The following is a 17,803-nucleotide window of genomic DNA, read 5'->3' as shown; positions in this document are numbered from 1 at the left end:
CGTGATTGGAGGCCGGTGAGTTGTCACAACAAAAGGGAAAGAAAAGTCGAATTAATGTAGAAATCTATGGTCAGCAATATTCAGTTGTTGGCGATGAAAGTACAAGTCATATCCGCATGGTAGCAGCGATTGTGGATGATAAAATGCGCGAACTCAATGCCAAGAATCCTTCGCTTGACACGAGTAGACTAGCGGTATTGACGGCGGTAAACGTCATACACGATTACATAAAATTAAAAGAAGAACATGAGAAATTGAAAGAAAGTATGACAAAAAAAGGAATGGAATAACATGATTGATATTATTATCATTTTACTGCTTGTTATGGGATTTTTCCTCGGCTTACGCAGAGGGTTCATCTTGCAACTTGTAAAGTTAACAAGCTTTATTATCGCATACCTTGTTGCATACTGGTACTGTAAAGATTTAGCGCCAGCACTTGCGAAATTTATTCCGTATCCATTTGATAAAAACGTATCTGTTCCAGAATGGATTGATGCAAATAATATTGAGACAGTATTTTATCAAGCGCTTGCGTTTATCATATTGTTTATTATCACAAAAATTGCACTTTCATTACTTGGTAATTTGTTAAATATGTTTGCAGAAATACCGGTTTTAAAGCAAGTAAATGCGTTTGCGGGGGCAATCCTCGGATTTTTAGAAGTATATATTATTTTGTTTGTCTTAATTATCATTGGGAACATTCTTCCGATTGAACAATTACAAACACCATTACAACAATCATCAATTAGCAAAATAATTGTAGACGATACACCGATTCTCTCTGAAAAGGTGAAGGAACTATGGCAGACAGGTAGCAGAGTATAACTTCTCTTTTTTCGGAAAGAGAAGTTTTTTTCTATGAAAGAAAGGCGGGACAATGATGAAAGTAAATAAAAAACAAGTGATTAAATTATTAGAGACAATCGGGCTTTTTATGGAACTAAAGGGCGCGAATCCATTTAAAATATCGGCATTTCGTAAAGCGGCAGCAGCATTAGAAAGTGATGATCGTAGTCTTTCTGAGATTGAAGATTTCACGAAGATTCCTGGCATTGGAAAAGGAACAGCAGCAGTTATTCAAGAATATATAGAGTCGGGAACATCTGAAGTATTACAAGAGCTTGAAAAAGAAGTGCCAAGTAGCTTATTACCATTATTAAAATTACCAGGCCTTGGTGGTAAAAAGGTAGCTAAGTTATATAAAGAACTTGGTGTTGTTGATATGGAATCGCTAAAAGCGGTTTGTGAGGAAAATAAAGTACAAGCTTTAGCTGGTTTCGGTAAGAAGACAGAAGAGAAAATATTAGAAGCAATCGATCAAGTAGGATCTCGTCCAGAGCGTTTACCAATCGCGATGGTATTGCCTATTGCCGGGGAAATAGAGGAGAAATTGTCGAATATTGCTGAGGTAATTCGTTTCTCTCGCGCTGGTAGTTTGCGCCGCGTTCGTGAAACAGTAAAAGATTTAGACTTTATTATTGCAACGACAGAACCAGCTGCAGTACGTGAGCATTTACTACAATTCGATAATATGATTGAAGTAATTGCGAGCGGGGATACGAAAGTTTCTGTTCGTCTTCAATATGAATATGATATTTCGATTGATTTTCGCTTAGTAAAACCAGAAGAGTTTATTACAACTCTTCACCATTTCACAGGATCAAAAGACCATAACGTAAAAATGCGTCAAATCGCAAAAGATAAAGGTGAGAAAATTAGTGAGTACGGTGTAGAGAACTTGGAAACAGGTGAAGTGAAAACATTTGAGACGGAAGAAGAATTCTTTGCTCATTTCGGTCTTCCATTTATCCCGCCAGAAGTGCGTGAAGATGGAAAAGAAATTGAATTAATTAAAGAGTATCCAAACTTAATTCAGTTCTCTGATATACAAGGTGATTTACATATGCATACAACATGGAGTGATGGTGCTTTTTCTATTGAAGAGATGGTACAAGCGTGCCGTGCTCGTGGATATAAGTTTATGGCGATTACTGATCACTCACAATACTTGAAAGTAGCGAACGGTTTAACGAAAGAGCGCCTTCGCGAGCAGGCGAAAGAAATTGAACGTATGAACGAAAAGTATCCAGACATTACAATTTTACGCGGGATTGAAATGGACATTTTACCGGATGCCTCGCTTGATTTTGATGATGAAGTATTAGCAGAACTAGATTATGTCATTGGAGCAATTCACTCTAGCTTCTCACAAGACCGTGAAACGATTATGAAACGTCTTCGTGCTGCGCTAGAGAATAAACATGTCACAATGATTGCCCATCCGACAGGACGTCTTCTTGGACGTCGTGAGGGCTACGATGTAGATACAGACTTATTAATCGAACTCGCAAAAGAAACAAATACAGTTTTAGAATTAAATGCGAATCCAAACCGTCTAGATTTAAGCGCGAAATTATTAAAACAAGCACAAGATGCCGGTGTAAAAGTAGCGATTAACACGGATGCTCATACACTTGAAATGTTAGAAGATATGGAAACAGGCGTAGCGGCAGCACGTAAAGGTTGGATTCAAAAAGATAACGTGATTAACACGTGGGATATTGAACGTTTATTAGACTATATTAAACGTAATAAGTAACACAAGGGGGACCTGCAACATGTTAGAAAGAACGTTGCGTGTATTAGAATACAATAAAGTAAAAGAACAATTACTTGAACATACAGCCTCTTCACTTGGCCGTGATAAAGTGAAGCATTTAGTACCGAGCACTGATTTTGAAGAAATTGTAGAAATGCAAGATACAACGGATGAAGCAGCGAAAGTCATTCGTTTAAAAGGTAGTGCACCGTTAGGTGGTATTACAGATATTCGCTCAAATGTGAAGCGTGCAAAGATTGGAAGTATGTTAAGTCCGAATGAACTACTTGATATTGCAAATACAATGTATGGTAGTCGCAATATGAAACGTTTCATTGAAGATATGGTTGATAATGGTGTCGAGCTTCCGATTTTAGAAACTCATGTCGCCCAAATTGTATCTTTATATGATTTAGAAAAGAAAATTACAAATTGCATCGGTGACGGCGGTGAAGTAGTCGATAGCGCAAGTGATAAACTGCGTGGTATTCGTACTCAAATTCGTACTGCGGAAAGCCGTATTCGTGAAAAGTTAGAAAACATGACGCGTTCTTCAAACGCGCAAAAGATGCTGTCTGACTCGATTGTAACGATTCGTAATGAGCGTTACGTAATCCCAGTAAAACAAGAATACCGCGGCGTATATGGCGGTATTGTTCATGATCAATCAGCTTCTGGACAAACGTTATTTATTGAACCGCAAGTCATTGTAGAATTAAATAACGCGCTCCAAGAAGCACGTGTGAAAGAAAAACAAGAAATCGAACGCATCTTATTGATGTTAACAGAAGAAGTGGCAGTAGAAGCCGATATCGTTTTATCAAACGTAGAAGTAGTTGCAAATCTTGACTTCATTTTTGCGAAAGCTTTCTATGCGAAGCGAATTAAAGCAACAAAACCAATCGTAAATAACGAGCGTTACATGGATTTAAAACAAGCACGTCATCCGCTTATCGATCCAGAAATTATCGTGCCAAATAACATTATGTTAGGGAAAGATTTCACGACAATTGTTATTACAGGACCGAATACAGGTGGTAAAACAGTTACGCTGAAAACAGTTGGTATTTGTGTATTAATGGCGCAATCTGGTCTTCACATTCCAGTAATGGATGAGTCAGAGATTTGTGTATTTAAAAATATATTTGCTGATATCGGTGATGAGCAATCGATTGAACAAAGTTTAAGTACGTTCTCCTCACATATGGTGAACATTGTTGATATTTTAGAAAAAGCTGATTTTGAAAGCTTAGTTTTATTCGATGAATTAGGTGCTGGAACAGACCCGCAAGAAGGGGCTGCACTTGCCATTTCAATTTTAGATGAAGTATGTAATCGCGGTGCTCGCGTTGTTGCTACGACGCATTACCCAGAATTAAAAGCATACGGATATAATCGTGAGCAAGTTATCAATGCGAGCGTTGAGTTTGATGTAAATACATTAAGTCCAACGTATAAATTATTAATCGGTGTACCAGGACGTAGTAATGCCTTTGAAATTTCGAAACGCCTTGGATTATCTGATCGCGTCATTGAGCAAGCACGCAATCACATTAGTACAGATACAAACAAAATTGAAAATATGATTGCGAAGTTAGAAGAAAGTCAAAAGAATGCAGAGCGTGACTGGAACGAAGCAGAAGCACTTCGTAAGCAATCTGAAAAACTGCATCGTGAATTACAACGTCAAATTATTGAATTTAACGAAGAGCGTGATGAACGATTATTAAAAGCGCAAAAAGAAGGGGAAGAAAAAGTCGAAGCTGCAAAGAAAGAAGCAGAAGGCATTATTCAAGAACTTCGTCAATTGCGTAAAGCACAGCTTGCAAACGTGAAAGATCACGAGTTAATTGAAGCGAAGAGCCGTCTAGAAGGCGCAGCACCAGAGCTTGTGAAGAAACAAAAAGTAAATGTGAAAAATACTGCGCCGAAACAACAGTTGCGCGCAGGTGATGAAGTAAAAGTATTAACGTTCGGTCAAAAAGGTCAATTACTTGAAAAAGTAAGCGATACAGAGTGGAGCGTACAAATCGGTATTCTGAAGATGAAAGTAAAAGAGTCCGATATGGAATACATTAACACACCGAAGCAAACAGAGAAAAAAGCAGTTGCAACAGTAAAAGGTAGAGATTATCACGTTTCATTAGAACTTGACCTTCGTGGTGAACGATTTGAAAATGCAATGGCGCGCGTCGAGAAATATTTAGACGATGCCCAGCTTGCAAGCTATCCTCGTGTATCAATCATTCACGGTAAAGGAACAGGAGCACTTCGCCAAGGTGTTCAAGATTACTTGAAGAAGCATCGTGGTGTGAAAACATTCCGTTACGGTGACATGGGCGAGGGAGGCCTTGGCGTAACAGTTGTCGAATTAAAATAGAAAACAACGAAACAAAGGGGAAACCATTATATGTTTATGGACAAACTTGCAAAAGTATTGTTAGCTTGTTGCGGAATATTTTTGGTGATTGGGGTTATTTATTTAGTTGTTTTTGCGAAGTAAACGAGCGTCAATCGTGGCATAATGATATTGCCATAGATTGACGCTTTTAATATATATGAAAAGGAATAAGCTATGAAAATCAACCAATACATAAGCGAAGCAAAATCCTGCTCAAGACGTGAAACAGATCGCCTCATTAAAGCTGGATGCGTAGCGATTAATGGCAAAATATGTACGCACGGTGCACTTGTTAATGAAGGTGATGTTGTAACGATTGATGGACAGGTTATTGCAAAAGAAGAGAAAGAAAAGGTGTATATTGCTTTTCATAAACCAGTTGGTATTACTTGTACAGCAGCCGATCATATTGAAGATAATATTATTGATTATATTAATTATCCAGAGCGAATTTTTCCTGTTGGACGATTAGATAAAGCGTCAGAAGGTCTTATTTTATTAACGAATGACGGCGGGATTGCCAATCAAATTTTACACGGTGATCATGAGCACGAGAAAGAATATGTTGTTACAGTTGATAAACCTTTTACAGATTGGTTTATTAATGAGATGTCCAGCGGTGTAAAGATTAAAGATGGAATGACGAAGCCATGTAAAGTGACGAGAGTGGATCAGTCTACGTTTCGCATCGTTTTAACGCAAGGAATGAACAGACAAATTCGTAGAATGAGCCGAGCTTTCGGGTTTACTGTAACAAAGTTAAAGCGAATTCGCATTATGAATATAGAGCTAAATGATCTTGAAGTAGGAAAGTGGCGAGACATTACAGCTGAAGAATTAGAATTATTAATAGGACAGTTATAGGGAGGAAAAGTTTTCTTCCTATATTTTTTTGTCAGAAAAAATAAAACTATTGATTTTTTAAAAAATAGCCCATATAATAAAAAACAACAAGTTTCGACAAGATATTTTATAAAAGTAATGATGAGGACATGAGTTGTTTTTTACGATTCTCAGAGAGGGAAGCCTTAGGCTGTGAGCTTCCTAATACGAAAAGACAAGCTTACCACCTCTAAACTTCAAGAGTGAACTGCATGTATAATGCATTGTAATTCTTGGCGGATAAAACCGTTATCAATTTACACGAGCTATAAAATGAGCTTATTTCGTTATAAATTCATTTTATTAGAATAAGGGTGGAACCACGATTTCAACACTCGTCCCTTTGTTAGGGACGGGTGTTTTTTGCGTTCTTTTACGGGGAAGTATGCTTGAAAGAGGATATATGACGGATTTTAATTCAGAATATTTTGTTAAAATTAAATTAGGAGGTTAGTAGAAATGAAATCATCTTTAAAGTTTTCTGAGATGTTTGCAATAAGTTTAATGTTATTTGCACTATTTTTCGGTGCGGGTAATATGATTTTTCCACCAGCATTAGGACAAGGCGCTGGAACAGATGTATGGATCGCACTATTTGGTTTTGTCGTAACAGGCGTTGGATTGCCTTTATTAGGCGTTATCGTTATAGCTTTAAAGGGAGATATTAATGAGCTAGCAGGGCGTGTACACCCTATATTCGCACTAGTTTTTATTACTGCAATTTATTTATGTTTAGGCGTATTTGTAAGTGTGCCGCGTACAGGAACGGTTGCTTATGAAATGAGTGTTGCACCGTTCTTACCAAGTGAGATAGCTGGTCAATCGTACCCGCTTGTTATCTTTACATTTATTTTCTTTGCTATAACTTTTTATTTAGCTTTAAACCCATCAAAATTAGTGGGCCGCATCGGTAAAGTATTAACTCCGATTTTATTAGCCGTTATTGCAATTATTGTAGTGAAAGCACTTATTACACCGATTGGAGAATTTGGTGCACCGACAGAAGCATATAGTGCTCCGCTCTTTAAAGGTTTTATTGACGGATATTTAACTTTAGATGGACTTGCAGCACTTGTTTTCGGAAATGTTGTTATTCATGCTTTAAAAGGAAAAGGTATTACAAATAAAAATAGCATTGCAAAAGTAACGATTTTTGCAGGATTTATTGCAGCACTTGGTTTACTACTCGTTTACTTAGCGCTTGCTTATCTTGGAGCTTCTAGTGTCTCTCTTGGAATGGGAGCAAACGGAGGAATTATTTTAACAAACGTTGTAAACCATTTATTCGGTAGTTACGGAACTTTATTATTAGGAATCGCAATTTCAGCAGCATGTTTAACAACTTCAGTAGGGATTGTCGCAGCTTGCGGAGAATATTTCTCCTCTTTATTACCGAAGCTTTCTTATCAAAAAGTTGTTTTCATTTTCTGTGTATTAGCATTTATGGTAGCGAATCTTGGTTTAACTCAGTTAAATGCATTAGCATTACCAATCTTAATCGCAATTTACCCAATTGGTATCGTGCTGATTATATTATCACTTGTTGAAAACTACATTCGTCTTCCTTTAGTAATGTATGTAGGTGGTATTGTAGGAGCATTCATGATTAGCTTCTTTGATGGATTACACAATGCAAATCTTGAGATTGCAGCATTAACACCAATTTTAAATAAAATTCCATTATATAGTGTTGGGATTGGTTGGTTCGTTCCTGCTCTAGTAGGTATTGTAATTGGATATGTCATTTCATTGTTTCAAAAGCAAGAAGTTACTGTAGAAAAATAGAGAAAAGAGGCTTTCTATGAAAGAAAGCCTCTTTTTTTGTAGAAAAAGCCACATATAAGGAAATTCAGATATTTAAAGTTTTATACGTAATATAGTTGACAAAAAAATTATGAGTAGGCTAAGATTGACTTAGTTGTGGAAATATTGGAAGGAAAGTGAGGAGTGAAAGGTATAAGGTTTTCTATAACAATATTATTTTTGTAGATAGAGGTGATCAAGTAGGAAGATGGATAGTTTTATTTTTTTTGAGATTCATTGAGAATGATAATCAACAAAATAAATAGAGACTTATGTTAAAATACGAATCGCTCTTTATAAAGAATAGAGAGGGATATTATTTTTAACATGAATTGAGAATGATAATCAATAATAGCTGTATTACATAAACAAATTACAATTAAATAAGGATAGAAGATTATTATTTTTTTCTAATACAATGAGAATAATTATCATTTTCAAAAAAGCAGGGATGAAAGATAAACAAGGAGGAAGTAAGTCAAATGAGAAAGATTTCTGTATTACCCGCTTTTATTATAACGTTCGTATGTATGCTAGCTTTTCTTGTCATGCCATATGGGAAAGTTGCAGCACAACTAGCTGACGGTACTTACGATATTAACTATGTCATTCAAAAAGCGGAAAATGATTCAGCTTCAATGGCAAATGATTATTTTGAAAAACCAGCTAAGCTAGTTGTGAAAAATGGTGAGATGAGAGTGCAAATCCCGATGAATCATAGTGCTTGGATTACAGAATTTAAAGCACCTGAGAACGGGAATTTTGTTGATGCAAAAGTTGTTAGTAAAGATGAATCGGCAGATAAAAGAACAGTAGAGTTTAAAATAGATGATTTATCTAAACCAGCAGCTGCAAAAATTCATGTTGTTGTACCAAACGTAAATTATGACCATAACTACACAATTCGCTTTGCATTTGATGCAAATGTAAAAGCGGTAGGTGGAGAAAATAAAGCAACAGCTGTAACAAAGAATAACGATCAAACAAAAACAGATACAAAACTAAAAGAAGAAGTGAAAAAAGAAGAGAGTAAAGAAGCAAATAAAGAAGCGAACAAAGGAACAAATGAAAGTGGTAAAGCTGAAAAAACAGATAACCCAAAAACAGGCGATGAAGCACGTATCGGATTATTTGCAGCGTTAATCCTTATTTCAGGAGTTTTCTTCATTCGTAAAGTACGTCAAAACTAAATAAAGGAGCGGTATTCCATTGAATAGATATTTTAAAATTGTTGTTGCGATGTTCTTAATGATATTTACATTCGTATCAACATTACAACCTCTTGCAGTTCAAGCAGCGACTCAATTAGCTGACGGTGAATATTCAATCGGTTTTAAAGTTCTTAAAGATACATCGGATGAAGTATCTAAGATGAATGATTATGTTATAAGTCCAGCTACTTTAAAAGTAAAAGATGGTAAACAAAAAGTCTCATTTACTTTAAAAAATAGTGAATGGATTACGAAGTTTACAACAGAAAAAGATGGTCAGTTTGTTGATGTAAATGTGATTGAAGAGAATAAAGAGAAGAATACTAGAGTAGTAGAATTCGATGTGGCAGATGTAGCAAACGTTTTAAATGGAAAAGTCAAAGTCGATATCGATGCGATGAATTATCATCATGTTTTTGATGTTCGCATCAAATTTGATTCAAGCAGTATTACACCAATTCATGTAGAAAAACCAAATGAAAAAGAGGACCCAGCTAATAAGCCAGATCCAAATGAAACTACGGATCCAGGTCAGAAGCCCGACCAAAAGCCTGACCCAGATCAACAACCAAATTCTAACACAATTGAAGATGGTGCGTACAGCATTCCTTTCAAAGTGTTAAAAGATAAAACAGATGAAGAATCTAAAATGAATAGTTACATGGAAAATCCGGGAGTATTGAAAGTAGAGAATGGTAAGAAAAAAGCGGTTGTAACGTTAAAAAGTAGCTCATTAATTAAAAATTTCCAAACGGAAAAAGATGGTGCATTTGTTGATGCAAAAGTAGTGAGTGAAGATAAAGAAAAAGATACAAGAGTCGTAGAATTTGAAGTAGACGATGTATCTAAAAAACTAAATGCAAAAGTTTTTATTGAAATGGCATCAAGAAATTATAAACAAACGCATGAGGTACAGCTTTCATTTGATCAAGAAAAACTTGAGCCAATTAAGAACGAAGAAAAGCAACCGGATGAAGATAAAAAGCCAGAAGTAGAAAAACCAGATGGAAACAAGAATCCAGATGCTGACACAATAAAAGATGGTGAATACAGCATCGATTTCAAAGCTTTAAAAGATCAAACAGAAGAAATTTCAATGATGAATACGTATACAAAAAGTCCAGGCGTGTTAAAGGTAAAAAACGGTAAAAAATATGTATCATTCACATTAACGAATAGTGCATGGATTACAAAGTTTGAATTTGAGAAAAATGGTTCGTTTATTGATGCAAGTGTATTAAGTGAAGATAAAAAGGCTGATACACGCGTAGTGGAAGTAGAAGTAAACGATTTATCTAAAAAGTTAAATGCAAAAGTGAAAGTAGATATCGATTCAATGAATTACCATCATTTCTACAATATCCAATTTGCATTTGATAAAGATAGTATTCAGCCAGTAGAAAACCAAGGTGGAAACAATAACGAAGGTGGAAACAACAACGAAGGCGGAAACGAAAACCAAGGTGGAAACAACAACGAAGGTGGAAACGAAAACCAAGGTGGAAACGAAAACCAAGGTGGAAACGAAAACCAAGGTGGAAACAACAACGAAGGCGGAAACAATAACCAAGGTGGGAACAACAACGAAGGCGGAAACGAAAACCAAGGTGGAAACAATAACCAAGGCAATAACACAACCATTGATCCAAAAGCTCTTAAAGATGGTGAATATAGCATTGGTTTTAAAGTTTTAAAAGATAAAACAGAAGAAATTTCAATCATGAACACATATACAAAGAGTCCAGGTGTATTAAAAGTAAAAGATGGTAAGAAGTATGTATCGTTTACATTAACGAATAGTGCGTGGATTACAAAGTTTGAGTATGAAAAAAATGGTTCTTTCGTTGACGCGAAAGCGTTAAGTGAGAACAAAGAAAAAAACACAAAGGTAGTAGAAATAGAAGTAGATGATTTATCAAAAAAATTAAATGCAAAAGTAAAAGTAGATATTGATGCGATGAATTATCACCATTTCTACGATGTTCAATTTGTGTTTGATCAAAATAGTATTAAAGTTTCAGGTAACGAAGATGGAAACAACAACCAAGGTGGAAACGACAACCAGGGCGGAAACGATAGCCAAGGTGGAAATGACAACCAAGGTGGAAACAATAACCAAGAAGTAGATAATAAGCCGATAGTAATCGTTGATCCGAAAAATTTAGTAGATGGTCAATACGATATTCCATTTAAAGTGTTAAAAGACAAAACAAATGAACTTTCAAAGATGCATGACTATACTGTGCATCCAGCAAAATTAATCGTTAAAGATGGTAAAAAGTACATTGAGATGACACTGAAAAATAGTGCGTGGATTACGAAATTCCAAACAGAAAACAATGGTCTATTTGCTGATGCGAAAATAGTGAGCGAAGATAAAAATGCAAATACGAGAGTAGTGCAATTTGAAGTAAGTGATTTATTTGCAAAATTAAATGCAAAAGTAAAAGTAGATATTAACGAAATGAACTACCATCATTTCTACGATGTACAAATCCAATTTGATACAAATAATATTGGTGCGTTAGGAACGATTAAAGAGGATCCCAAAAAAAATCCGAAGAATGATCCGAAAAATCCAGTAACTACACCGAAAGTAGATAATGTAAAAACAGTAGGAACTCCTGATTTTAACCGAAATGCAGATGGTAAAAAGAAAAACGAAGCTACAAATAATGATGCGAAAAAAGAGAAAAACTCAAAAACTGCAGATACAGCACAGCTTGGTTTATACATGGTGCTACTGCTTGGGTCACTCGCTTTACTAGTTCGTAAATATAGAGCTGGTAGATTGTAATTTTGGGAGTCTTGATGCGTTTTCGGGCGCATCAAGACTTGTTTCATATTGTTTGGAAAGGAGTGGTGATTAAGAGTGAAGAAAATTGCAAGTGTACTAATGGCTATCATTTTATTAGTGAGTATAGCTGGTTGCTCCCCACAAAAAAAAGAAACAGCGAAGCCGGCAAAGAGTGAAGATAAAGAGAGGGTTGTTGCAACGACCGTCGCTGTTACTGAAATTATGGATGCGTTAGAAGTAGATTTAGTTGGTGTGCCAACGAGTACGAAAGATTTACCAAAAAGATATAAAGGTTTAGCTGAAGTCGGGAATCCGATGAGTCCTGATATGGAAAAAGTAAAGTCGTTAAAGCCGTCAGAAGTATTATCCGTGACAACACTTGAATATGAATTAAAGCCAGTGTTTGACGGTGTAGGTATGAAAGCAAATTTTGTGGACTTAACTAGTTTAAAAAATATGCAAAATTCCATTAGTAATTTAGGTAAGCAATATGGACGCGAAAAGCAGGCTGAAGCAGTTGTAACGAAGTTAGATAAAAAGGTTGCTAGCATTCAAAAAGAAGTAAAAGGAAAGAAAGAACCGACAGTGCTTATTTTATTAGGTGTACCGGGGAGCTATTTAGTAGCAACTGAGCATTCCTATATTGGTGATTTAGTGAAACAATTAGGTGGTAAAAACATTGTACAAGGTGAACAAGTAGAATATTTAGCTTCTAATACAGAGTATTTAAAGAAAGCTGATCCGGATATTATTTTACGAGCAGCTCATGGTATGCCTGATGAAGTTGTAAAAATGTTTGATAAAGAATTTAAAACAAATGATATTTGGAAACACTTCGCTGCAGTTAAAAATAATCGTGTTTACGATTTAGAAGAGCGTTTATTTGGAACGACAGGAAATTTAGCAGCAATCGAAGCTTTAGATGAATTGAAGAAAATGATGTATCCGTGATGCATTTTCATATAAAGGAAGAGTGAAATGAATAAAAAAACTTGGAGTTTCTTCATTGTTACTGTATTGCTTATTGTTATGACGTCATTGTCAGCAATGAAAGGGAGTTTAGAAGTAGGTATTGTTGACCTTGTGCAAGGGATATTTACAGGGGCAAATGAAGATGTTGAAGTCATTAAAGATTTACGTTTCCCACGTATTATTATTGCACTGTTTACTGGGGCGGCTCTTGCTGTTTCTGGTGTGCTTTTTCAAGCTGTTATGAAAAATCCACTCGCTGATGCTGGAGTGATCGGTATATCTTCAGGAGCAAGTTTTATGACACTTGTTATTATTACGTTATTCCCGCAATTCTTTTTCTGGACACCAGTATTCGCCTTTTTAGGTGGTGCGTTTGCGTGTTATCTCGTTTATGCCTTTTCATGGAAGTCAGGGTTAAGTCCACTTCGTATTATTTTAGTTGGTATAGCTATTAATGCGATGTTTACTGGATTAAATGAATCTTTCATTACGATTTGTGGATATTTCATTAAGAGTATTAAACAAACGACGACTTCTAATATAACGATGAAGACGTGGAGCGATGTAGAAATAATGGTTACGTATGGAACAATTGGTCTTATTCTTGCACTGTTTGTAGGAGCTTGGTGTAATTTATTATCGCTACAAGATAAGACTGCGAAAAACTTAGGTTTGCACGTGACGAGAGTTCGTCTTATTATTTCTGCTATTGCAGTACTTTTAGCGGCAGTATCAACAGCGATTGCAGGAGTCATTGCTTTTGTTGGATTACTTGTTCCGCATATTTCGAGACAACTAGTTGGTTCAGACCATAAAGTGTTGATTCCATTTTCTGCACTTGCAGGAGCGTTATTAATTTTGACGGCGGATACGATTGGAAGGTTAATTGTGCCACCTAATGAAATTCCAGCAGCAACAATTATGGCAGTCATTGGTGGACCATTCTTAATATTCTTGCTTAGAAAGAGTGATAAAGTTCATGGAAATTAAAAATGTAACCTTTTCGTATGATAATGTAACAAATCGTTTAAAGTCTGTTAGTAGTGAAATAGAGATTGGGAAAATTACAACAATCATTGGTCCGAATGGTTGCGGAAAATCAACATTACTTGGTGTTATGTCTAGAAATCATGCTCCTAATAGTGGGGAAGTAATACTTGATGGAAAAACGATTAGTGAGTATAAACCGAAAGAGTTTGCTAGAAAGTTAGCTGTTGTCCATCAACAAAATGAGGCGCCAGCAGATATTACAGTGGAAAAACTAATAAGCTTTGGGCGTATGCCATATAAAAATGTTTTTTCTTCGCAAACTGATGAAGATAGAGAGGCAATTGAGCGTGCACTAACATGTACAAATTTGCAAAGTAAGCGTGAAAAGCCAATTCATACTTTATCGGGCGGAGAGAGACAGCGAGTTTGGATCGCGATGACATTAGCTCAAAGTACACCAATGCTTTTCTTAGATGAACCGACAACATATTTAGATATTTATTATCAGCTAGAAATATTAGAGTTAGTGAAAGAGTTAAATGAAGTGTATGGATTAACGATTGTGATGGTACTACATGATATTAATCAAGCCATTCGTTATAGTGATCATATTATCGTTATGAAAGATGGGGAAATTGTTACGAAAGGTAATCCTAATGAGGTAATAACAGAAGAAATGGTTAAAGCAATATATGGTGTAGATGTCGTTGTAAAACAAGACGAAGATACAGGGTTATACATGGTACCAATGGGAATTTAAAGGCTGGGCATAATCCGTTTTGAGGTGATAATTTGAATAGTAAGAAAGAACGGAAAAAGAATTCTTTTTTTCAACGAATACTTACAATTGTATTTTTAGGAATCTTTTTCTATTCAATGTATGAATTGGGTGGGATTTTCATGGATTATTATGAAAATCGTAAAGTAATGGCTGAAGCGCAACATATTTATAAGAGAAGTCCAATGGAAGGAAAATCAGAAGATGGGGAAGTACGTAAACAGTTTCAAGCTCTCCAAAAAATTAATCCAGAAATAGTGGGATGGATTACGATGGATGATACACAAATCAATTATCCAATCGTTCAAGCGAAGGATAATGATTACTATTTATTTCGTAATTATAAAGGCGAGGATATGAGAGCGGGAAGTATTTTTATGGATTATCGTAATGATGTGAAATCTCAAAACCGAAATACTATTTTATATGGTCATCGTATGAAGGACGGTTCTATGTTTGGAAGTTTAAAAAAGATGTTGGATGAAGATTTCTTCATGTCCCATCGTAAATTGTATTACGATACATTATTTGAAGGGTACGACGTTGAAGTTTTTTCAGTATATACGACAACGACGGACTTTTATTACATTGAAACGGATTTTGAAAGCGATGCAGCGTATACAGCGTTCTTAAAGCAAATTCAAGATAAATCCCTTTACAAAACGGATACGAAATTGACGGCTAATGATGAAATTATAACACTTTCTACATGTGACTATGCACTTGATCCAGAAGCAGGAAGATTAGTCGTACATGCGAAACTAGTAAAAAGACAGTAAATAAAAAAGTATAGAATATGAGAAGTGGTAACACTTCTCATATTCTATACTTTAAAAAAACAGTTTTTACTGTGCTGCAGCCATTGGCATACGTACAACTTTTACATCATAGTAAGAGATTTTATTATCAAGAATATAATCTGGCATTCCGCCTTGATGGGAGTGAGCAGCTTTAAATGCTGGGCTCTTTGTCCAACCTTGGAAATCTTCTTTTGCATTCCAGCGCGTGCTAATTGTTACCTCGTCATAATCAACTGTATTTTGCGTTAGAAGAACTTCTAATCCTAAAAATCCTGGCATTGTTTCGACTTGACCTACTTTATTAAAACGATCAATTAATTTATGTCCATTTCCCTTTGTAATTTTAGCTGTATTTGTAACAATAATCATGTTTATTCCTCCTATAAGTTGTAGCCTTTATTTTCGAGAACTCATATACATTAAATGATAATGAAAATCATTATCATTGTCAATGGTAATCTTAAATTATGATAATATTTTTAATCCCGCTATTTGTTGGGCAGTAAGACCCCCACCTCAAAATTTAGCGAAAGCGAAGAAGTTAGGTGGAGGGCGGGCTGATTAAAGTTTCACTTTATGTAGTATAATATCCTCCTGTTGACTATATATTTAACTTGGTTATATATTATGTAAATAGAATCAATTGAAAATATATAGAAGTAAAGTATGGTTTATACTTTGCTGTCGCAATACTATGAACAAGGAGGGCATTATGGTTGAATCACTTTTACTTAGTATCGTTATTATTATTACATTAGGTATTGCTTCACAATGGACTGCATGGCGTTTCCAGCTTCCGGCGATTGTTGTTATGGCAGTTGCTGGATTATTAATTGGTCCGGTTTTGGGTATTATTAATCCAAAAGAGGTGCTTGGGGATGTTTTTAGTCCACTCGTATCACTCTCTGTTGCGATTATATTGTTTGAGGGTAGTTTAAGTTTAGATATACGTGAACTGAGGGGGCTATCAAAACCAGTATTTCGTATCGTTACGTTTGGTGCGTTTATCGCGTGGATTGCTGGCTCGCTTGCAGCTCATTACGTCGCTAGATTAGATTGGGCGGTTGCATTTATTATTGGAGGACTTTTTATTGTGACAGGTCCAACGGTAATTATTCCGTTGTTACGCCAAGCGCGATTAAAACCAAGAACAGCTGCAATTTTAAAATGGGAAGGGATTATCGTTGATCCATTTGGCGCTTTGCTTGCTGTATTCGCCTTTCAAATTGTAAATTTCTTAACGAAAGAAAATGTACAATTACATACGTTGCTGTACTTCTTTGCAGGTTCATTATTTGCAATGGTACTCGGTTATGTATTTAGTATTTTTATGAGCTATATGATTTTAAAGGGAAAAGTACCAGAATATTTAAAAGCCCCAATTTTGCTAGTTACGGTACTGTTATGTTTTGGCATTGCGGATGAAGTGATGCATGAAACAGGTATGCTAGCTGTGACAGTAATGGGGATTACGCTTGCGCGGATGAAAAAATATATTTCTTCTATCGGTGATATTCGTCATTTTAACGAAAATATTTCTGTGCTACTAACGTCGACTGTTTTTATCATATTAACAGCATCCCTTCCAAGAACAACGATTATGGAGATTTTCAGCTGGCCTATTATAAGCTTCGTACTTATGATGCTATTTGTTGTACGCCCTTTATCGATTTGGATATCGACAATCGGCACAGAGTTAACAAAAGCAGAACGGGCGCTAGTTGGCTGGATTGCGCCGCGAGGTATTGTTGCATTAACGGTTTCAAGTTACTTTGCGACGGAGTTATTACAAGAAGGTTATAAAGATGCTTCTATATTAACGGCACTTACATTTGCACTCGTTATTACGACCGTTTGTGCTCATGGATTTTCAATTGGATTTTTAGCGAAAAGATTGGGATTGGCGAATACGGAGCCACCAGGAATTTTAATTTCAGGTGCGAGTACATTCTCATCTGCTTTTGCATTGCACTGTAAAGAGATGGGTATTCCAAGCTTAATTGTAGATGTATCAGAAGAGCATTTGCAATGTGCAAAGGTGAAAGGGCTTAATACATATAATGGCCAAGTACTTTCTGAACAATTACAATTTGAAGTTGATATGAATCAGTACGAATACTTAATTGCAGTTACAGATACGGATTCTTATAATGTATTAGTCGCAAATACATACGTACCGCAGTTTGGACATCATAATACATTTTTACTTCCAATCCATGATGTGGAAAAGATTGAACAAGAACGCATTTCCCTTTCGAAAAAAGCTCATTTACTGTTTGGTCAAAATGAAATTTATGAAGAATTAAATAGAAAAATTGAAGATGGTTATACGTTTAAAACGATACAAGTTGCAGAAGAACAAAAGATTAATAAAGAAGAAATCGATTCAGAGGATTTAATACTATTTATTCGCCATAGAGATGGTAGTCTTACTTTTTCAACATTGTATAAATATATAGCTGTTATGCCAGGGGATGAGCTAGTTGTACTAGCAAAGCAATAATATGGTATAGTGAAACGAGGCTGTTTTTCAGTCTCGTTTTTTAAGTGCTTCCTATAGAGAA

At 35.7% G+C, this 17,803-nt stretch carries 14 protein-coding genes and 1 other annotated feature; of the genes, 13 read left to right on the top strand and 1 reads right to left on the bottom strand.

From position 1 onward, the window contains the following. Positions 1–20 precede the first annotated feature (20 nt). The 12 genes from zapA (at position 21) to srtB (ending at position 15,218) form a co-directional block, all read left to right on the top strand. Positions 21–290, top strand: coding sequence for a cell division protein ZapA (gene zapA, locus MR070_RS04065; RefSeq protein ID WP_000082701.1), 270 nt, complete (start codon positions 21–23; stop codon positions 288–290). Position 291: 1 nt separating this feature from the next. Beyond that, complete coding sequence (locus MR070_RS04060; protein WP_000565408.1) at positions 292–831, top strand: CvpA family protein; 540 nt, start codon at positions 292–294, stop codon at positions 829–831. A 55-nt stretch (positions 832–886) separates the two neighbouring features. Continuing rightward, positions 887–2,605: a DNA polymerase/3'-5' exonuclease PolX gene (gene polX / locus MR070_RS04055; protein ID WP_000867537.1), complete on the top strand. Its 1,719-nt coding sequence runs from the start codon at positions 887–889 to the stop codon at positions 2,603–2,605. A gap of 19 nt (positions 2,606–2,624) precedes the next feature. Next, positions 2,625–4,985 (top strand): endonuclease MutS2, encoded by a 2,361-nt coding sequence (locus MR070_RS04050; RefSeq protein ID WP_242260593.1) that lies wholly within the window; start codon positions 2,625–2,627, stop codon positions 4,983–4,985. Between the two features lie 195 nt (positions 4,986–5,180). Beyond that, complete coding sequence (locus MR070_RS04045; protein ID WP_242260592.1) at positions 5,181–5,870, top strand: 23S rRNA pseudouridine(2604) synthase RluF; 690 nt, start codon at positions 5,181–5,183, stop codon at positions 5,868–5,870. A 108-nt stretch (positions 5,871–5,978) separates the two neighbouring features. Next, positions 5,979–6,234: a binding site (T-box leader), on the top strand. Between the two features lie 113 nt (positions 6,235–6,347). Next, positions 6,348–7,673 (top strand): branched-chain amino acid transport system II carrier protein BrnQ6, encoded by a 1,326-nt coding sequence (gene brnQ6, locus MR070_RS04040; protein WP_242260590.1) that lies wholly within the window; start codon positions 6,348–6,350, stop codon positions 7,671–7,673. A 500-nt stretch (positions 7,674–8,173) separates the two neighbouring features. Next, positions 8,174–8,881 (top strand): heme uptake protein IsdC, encoded by a 708-nt coding sequence (gene isdC / locus MR070_RS04035; RefSeq protein WP_070806926.1) that lies wholly within the window; start codon positions 8,174–8,176, stop codon positions 8,879–8,881. Between the two features lie 19 nt (positions 8,882–8,900). Next, positions 8,901–11,699, top strand: coding sequence for an NEAT domain-containing protein (locus tag MR070_RS04030; RefSeq protein ID WP_242260587.1), 2,799 nt, complete (start codon positions 8,901–8,903; stop codon positions 11,697–11,699). Positions 11,700–11,774: 75 nt separating this feature from the next. Then, complete coding sequence (isdE, locus tag MR070_RS04025) at positions 11,775–12,650, top strand: heme ABC transporter substrate-binding protein IsdE (protein WP_000717360.1); 876 nt, start codon at positions 11,775–11,777, stop codon at positions 12,648–12,650. Positions 12,651–12,677: 27 nt separating this feature from the next. Next, positions 12,678–13,661, top strand: coding sequence for a FecCD family ABC transporter permease (locus MR070_RS04020; protein WP_001036822.1), 984 nt, complete (start codon positions 12,678–12,680; stop codon positions 13,659–13,661). Then, complete coding sequence (locus MR070_RS04015) at positions 13,651–14,421, top strand: ABC transporter ATP-binding protein (protein ID WP_242260585.1); 771 nt, start codon at positions 13,651–13,653, stop codon at positions 14,419–14,421. Before MR070_RS04020 ends, MR070_RS04015 begins: the two co-directional genes overlap by 11 nt. A gap of 32 nt (positions 14,422–14,453) precedes the next feature. Next, positions 14,454–15,218 (top strand): class B sortase, encoded by a 765-nt coding sequence (gene srtB, locus MR070_RS04010; RefSeq protein WP_001086117.1) that lies wholly within the window; start codon positions 14,454–14,456, stop codon positions 15,216–15,218. A gap of 66 nt (positions 15,219–15,284) precedes the next feature. On the opposite strand, the gene isdG is transcribed toward srtB, so the two are convergent. Then, positions 15,285–15,608 (bottom strand): heme oxygenase, encoded by a 324-nt coding sequence (gene isdG, locus MR070_RS04005; protein WP_000587815.1) that lies wholly within the window; start codon positions 15,606–15,608, stop codon positions 15,285–15,287. Between the two features lie 343 nt (positions 15,609–15,951). Here isdG and MR070_RS04000 point away from each other — a divergent pair, with 343 nt between their 5' ends. Then, a complete protein-coding gene (locus MR070_RS04000) occupies positions 15,952–17,742 on the top strand; it encodes a cation:proton antiporter (protein WP_242260583.1) in 1,791 nt (596 codons plus the stop codon). Positions 17,743–17,803 lie beyond the last annotated feature (61 nt).

Origin of the sequence: Bacillus cereus group sp. BfR-BA-01453 (assembly GCF_022662915.1) — a bacterium.
GTDB classification, from domain to species: Bacteria; Bacillota; Bacilli; order Bacillales; family Bacillaceae_G; genus Bacillus_A; species Bacillus_A paranthracis.
This window is presented reverse-complemented; position numbering and strand designations above follow the sequence as displayed.